Source organism: Synechococcus sp. R55.7 (assembly GCF_047461955.1).
Taxonomy (GTDB): domain Bacteria; phylum Cyanobacteriota; class Cyanobacteriia; order Thermostichales; family Thermostichaceae; genus Thermostichus.
Window position 1 is genome coordinate 1 of record NZ_JANSIC010000198.1, and the last position, 4,852, is coordinate 4,852.

Annotated in this window: 3 protein-coding genes; 2 read left to right on the forward strand and 1 reads right to left on the reverse strand. The window is 62.2% G+C overall.

Annotated elements, in window-relative coordinates:
• Positions 1–92 precede the first annotated feature (92 nt).
• Positions 93–1,979, forward strand: a complete 1,887-nt coding sequence (locus tag NW820_RS10110) for an AAA family ATPase (protein ID WP_011434384.1) — start codon at positions 93–95, stop codon at positions 1,977–1,979.
• A gap of 61 nt (positions 1,980–2,040) precedes the next feature.
• Here the strand turns inward: NW820_RS10110 and glcD are convergent, their stop codons facing one another.
• Positions 2,041–3,552 (reverse strand): glycolate oxidase subunit GlcD, encoded by a 1,512-nt coding sequence (gene glcD, locus NW820_RS10115; RefSeq protein WP_414407415.1) that lies wholly within the window; start codon positions 3,550–3,552, stop codon positions 2,041–2,043.
• 72 nt (positions 3,553–3,624) lie between these two features.
• Between glcD and NW820_RS10120 the strand changes: the two genes are divergently transcribed.
• On the forward strand, positions 3,625–4,852 hold a 1,228-nt coding region (locus NW820_RS10120), incomplete at its 3' end, for a class I SAM-dependent methyltransferase (RefSeq protein WP_414407416.1).

Genomic DNA, 4,852 nt, shown 5'->3' on the forward strand with positions numbered 1-4,852 from the left:
CTCTCCTCACCTGAGCTGGCCAGGCAGGGGATGAGTTAGCACCTCTGGCGGGTCAATTTGCAGATAACTTGTGTGGATGGAAAATCCCGGCTATGGCCAATTTAAGTGACTTTGTACAGGGCATTGAGCAGTTGATCGAGCTGGCTCAGAAGCTGGACGAGAAAAAGCAAAGTGGAGAGCTGCGAACCGAAGTCCGCATCCAGGCCCGTCCTCTGGGCAGTTCTATTCCCCCTTCCGGCTCCATCCCCCGCCGCCGCAGCCCTGCCCAAACGGGGGATCCCCCCTGGAGCAGCGAGCCCCAAGTGATGTCTGCGGTTCGCTTCCAGGAACCGTCCAAGGCCGCTGTGCCCGACCCGCCAGCAACTTCTGCCGACCGCCCAGAGTCTTGGGCTGGGCCACGCCTCAAGGATGTGGGGGGACTGAGGGAACAGCTCCAAGCGCTGCGGGAGATGGTGGAGATCCCCCTCAAGCGGCCCGATCTGCTGGCCAAGCTGGGGTTGGATCCGCCCCGCGGCGTGTTGTTGGTAGGCCCCCCCGGCACCGGCAAAACCCTGACGGCCCGCGCCCTGGCCGAGAGCCTGGGGGTGAACTACATCGCCATTGTCGGCCCGGAGCTGATCGGCAAGTACTACGGCGAGGCGGAGGCGCGCCTGCGGCAACTGTTTGAAAAGGCAGCCAAATCGGCTCCCTGTCTGGTGTTTATTGACGAAATCGATGCCCTAGTGCCCAACCGCGCCACTGTCGAGGGGGAGGTGGAAAAACGCCTGGTGGCCCAGATGCTGGGGCTGATGGACGGGTTTGTGGCCCAAAAGGGGATCGTGGTGCTGGCAGCCACCAACCGGCCCGAGGCTCTGGATCCGGCTCTGCGGCGACCGGGGCGCTTTGATCGGGAGGTGATCTTCAAGGTGCCGGACCGGGAGGGGCGGCGGGAGATCCTGGCCATCCACACCCGCGGCATGCCCTTGGCGGAGGATGTGGATCTGGACAGCCTGGCGGATCAGACGCTGGGCTTTGTGGGGGCAGATCTGCGGGGCCTGTGCCAGGCAGCAGCCTATGCGGCTTTGCGGCGGCAGGTGCCCGATTTGGGATCCCCCATCCCCGAGTCCCTGACGGTAACCGCAGCAGATTTTCAACAGGCTCTGCAACAGGTGAAGCCGGCGGTGCTGCGCTCGGTGGAGATTGAATCCCCGCAGGTGAGCTGGGATCAAATTGGCGGCCTGGAGCACGCCAAGCAGATTTTGCAAGAGGCCATCGAGGGATCCCTGCTGCACCCTGAGTTGTACGAGCAGGCTCAGGCCCAAGCGCCCAAGGGCATCCTCCTCAGCGGCCCCCCTGGCACTGGCAAAACCCTGTTGGCCAAAGCCATCGCTTCCCAGGCCAAGGCTAACTTCATTGCCGTCTCCGGCCCGGAGCTCTTGAGCAAATGGGTGGGATCCTCCGAGCAGGCGGTACGGGAACTTTTTGCCCGCGCCCGCCAATGCGCCCCCTGTGTCATCTTCATCGACGAGATCGACACCCTCGCCCCGGCGCGGGGAAGCTACTCCGGGGATAGTGGGGTCAGCGACCGCGTTCTGGGGCAGCTGCTGGCAGAGCTGGACGGGATCCGCCCCAGCCAGGGGGTGTTGGTGGTGGCCGCCACCAACCGCAAAGCCAGTTTGGATCCCGCCCTCACCCGGGCCGGCAGGTTGGAGCTGCACCTGAGCGTGGAGCTGCCGGATCGCAGCGGGCGACGGGAAATTTTGGCCGTTCACAACCGCAAGCGTCCCCTAGGGCCTGATGTGGACTTACAGGGGTGGGCCGAGCAGACCGAAGGTTGGAGTGGTGCCGACCTGGCCCTGCTCAGCAACCGCGCCGCCATTGCCGCCATCCGCCGCCACCGCGCCACTTCCGAGACGGTGGATGCCAAAACCCTGGTCATCCAACAGGAAGACTTCTGTCGAGCCTTTGCCGAGCTGCAGCAGCAACGCCAAGCCGGCTGATCCCAGCCTGAGGGCTATTCCCATCACGCCAGCGGTTCGGAGCACCTTCAAACTTTCAAAATCAAAAGACTGGGATCCCTTGCCATTCTGGTTGGCTGTGGGCGTGGGCTGACTCACCGCAGGTGCGGGGGGTGGGAAAGATCTTGCCGGGGTTGGCGATGTGCTGGGGGTCGAACACCTGCCGCACCCATTGCATGCTCTCCAGATCCGCAGGCGTAAACATTTCCGGCATGTAGCAGCGTTTGTCTGCCCCGATGCCATGTTCGCCGGAGATGCTGCCCCCCAAGCGCACGCAGAGCTTAAGGATCTCGCCCCCCAGTTTCTCCACCTGCTCCAGGGATCCCGGCACCGACTCGTCGTAGAGGATCAAGGGGTGCAGATTGCCGTCGCCAGCGTGAAACACATTGGCCACCGGATAACCGTACTCACGGCTGAGGCGCTCGATTTCCTTCAAGACAAAGGCTAGCTGGCTGCGGGGGATCACCCCATCCTGAACATAGTAGTTGGGGCTGAGCTTGCCCATGGCGGCAAATGCTGCCTTACGTCCTTTCCACACCCGCGCCCGCTCTTCCGGGTCGGATGCGACTTGCACCTGTCGCGCCCCATTTTTGAAGCACAGCGCCCTCACCTGTTGGCTGGCTTCTTCCACCTCCAGTTCCAGCCCATCCACCTCCACCAACAAAATGGCCGCCGCATCCCGCGGATAGTAGCCCAACTGCACCACATCCTCCACGGCATTGATGCTGAAGTTGTCCATAATCTCCAGGCCGGCGGGGATGATCCCGGCAGCAATGATGTCGGAGACGGTGGATCCCGCCGCTTCCACACTGTCAAAGTCTGCCAGCAAAACCTGCACTTGAGCCGGGGCCTTGAGCAAGCGCAGGGTAATCTCGGTGGCAATGCCCAGGGTGCCCTCGGATCCCACAAACAGCCCCACCCAGTCGTAGCCGGGCATCTCCGGGATCTTGCCTCCCCAGCACACCACCTCCCCATCCGGCAGCACCACCGTCAGGCCGAGAATGTGGTTGGCTGTTACGCCGTACTTGAGGCAGTGAACACCGCCGGAGTTCTCCGCCACATTACCTCCGATGGAGCAAACCGACTGGCTAGAGGGATCCGGCGCATAAAAGTAGCCTTGGGCGGCCACGGCCTGGGTAATCCAAGTGTTAATAACCCCCGGCTGCACCACCATGCAGCGGTTGTCCAGGTCGATTTCCAGGATCTGCTTCATCAGGGTGGTGGCGATGACGACGCTATTTTCCACCGGCAGGGCTCCCCCTGAGAGGCCCGTACCGGATCCCCGCGCCACGAAGGGCACCTGGTAGCGGCTGCACAGCTTCACCACCTGCGCTACCTCTTCTGTTGTGCGGGGCAGCACCACCAGCGCCGGCCTTTGCCGGTAGCTGACCAGCCCATCGCATTCGTAAACCAGCAGCTCCTCCGGCTTGCTGATCACCCGCTGGGGATCCAGAATCTTTTTGAGCTCAGCCGTCAGCCTGATCCAGTCGAAGGTGAGGCCGGTTTGCAGAGGATGAGAAGAAGTTTTTGCGCTGGCAGTGCGAAGCACTTTCATAACAGTAGGCTCAGCAGGAGTTTGGGAGGGGGATATTGTCACTATAGTCTTGCTGGCTCCAACAGATAGTCCATGCAGCCCAACTCCCCCAGCGCCGAACAAGTGCTCAACCAAGTGCGGCAGCTCTACGAGCTCTACCCTTTCCCCCCGCAGCCCGTCGGCACTGTTCCCCCGCCAGGGTGGAATTGGCGCTGGAGTTGGCCCCAGGCCCATGCCTTTTGTACGGGATCCCATCCGGGTCGGCGCAAGGTGCGCATTCTGGATGCGGGCTGTGGCTCGGGAGTGGGAACAGAATACATTGCCCACCAAAACCCCAACGCAGAAATTTGGGCCTTTGATCTGAGCAGCCGCGCCCTGGAGATTGCCGAGGCCCGTTGTCGGGCTTCCCAGGCACCGCCGGTGCAGTTTCGCCAGCTCAACGTCTACGACATCGACCAACTGCCGGGGCAGTTTGACTTCATCAACTGCGTGGGCGTGCTCCACCACCTGCCCGATCCGCTAGCGGGGCTGCAGGCTTTGGCCGGCAAATTGGCTCCCGGCGGGCTCTTGCACCTGTTTGTGTATGGTGAGCTGGGCCGCCACGAAATCCGCCTCATGCAAAAGGCCATCCGCCTGCTGGTAACGGGTTCTGAACACCAGACCCTTGCCTCGGCGGAGCAATTGCAGAGGGGTCTCCAGGTGGGCCGCCGCCTTTTCGAGATCTTGCCGGAAACCAACCGCATCCAGCAGCAAGAACGGGCCCGCTGGGCCATCGAGAACGTGGACGACGAATGCTTCGCCGATATGTACCTGCACCCCCAGGAAGTGGACTACACCATCGAGACTCTGTTTGAATTAATCCGGGCTTCTGGACTGCAGTTTTTACGCTTTTCCAACCCGGAGTTTTGGCGGCTGGAACGGGTGTTGGGCCAGGACGAGGCCCTGCTGGCTCAGGCGGCTCAGCTGCCGGAACCGGAACGCTATCGCCTGATCGAGCTGCTGGATCCGGTGGTAGCCCACTACGAGCTGTTTCTCGGCAAGCCCCCCATCCGCTGCTGGGAATGGACAAGCCCGGAAAGTGTAGCATCAGCCATTGCCCACCTCAGCCCCTGTCTGGGCCTGTGGCCGGGGCGGAGCATTTTCAACTATGCTTACGAAGCCATCTCCCTGAGCGAAGAAGCCTTCGCCTTTCTCCAACAGGTGGACGGGATCCGCACCGTCCAAGAGATCCAGGCTGGCCTAGAGTGCCCCCTGAGCTTTGAGCAACTGCAACGCTTGCTGCGCTGGCAAGTGCTGCTGCTGGAGCCTCAAAACTCAGTCT

Excerpts from the sequence above, each read along its gene's own strand:
- NW820_RS10110 (WP_011434384.1), top strand. The coding sequence starts at position 93 with ATGGCCAATTTAAGTGACTTTGTACAGGGCATTGAGCAGTTGATCGAG.
- glcD (WP_414407415.1), bottom strand. The coding sequence starts at position 3,552 with ATGAAAGTGCTTCGCACTGCCAGCGCAAAAACTTCTTCTCATCCTCTG.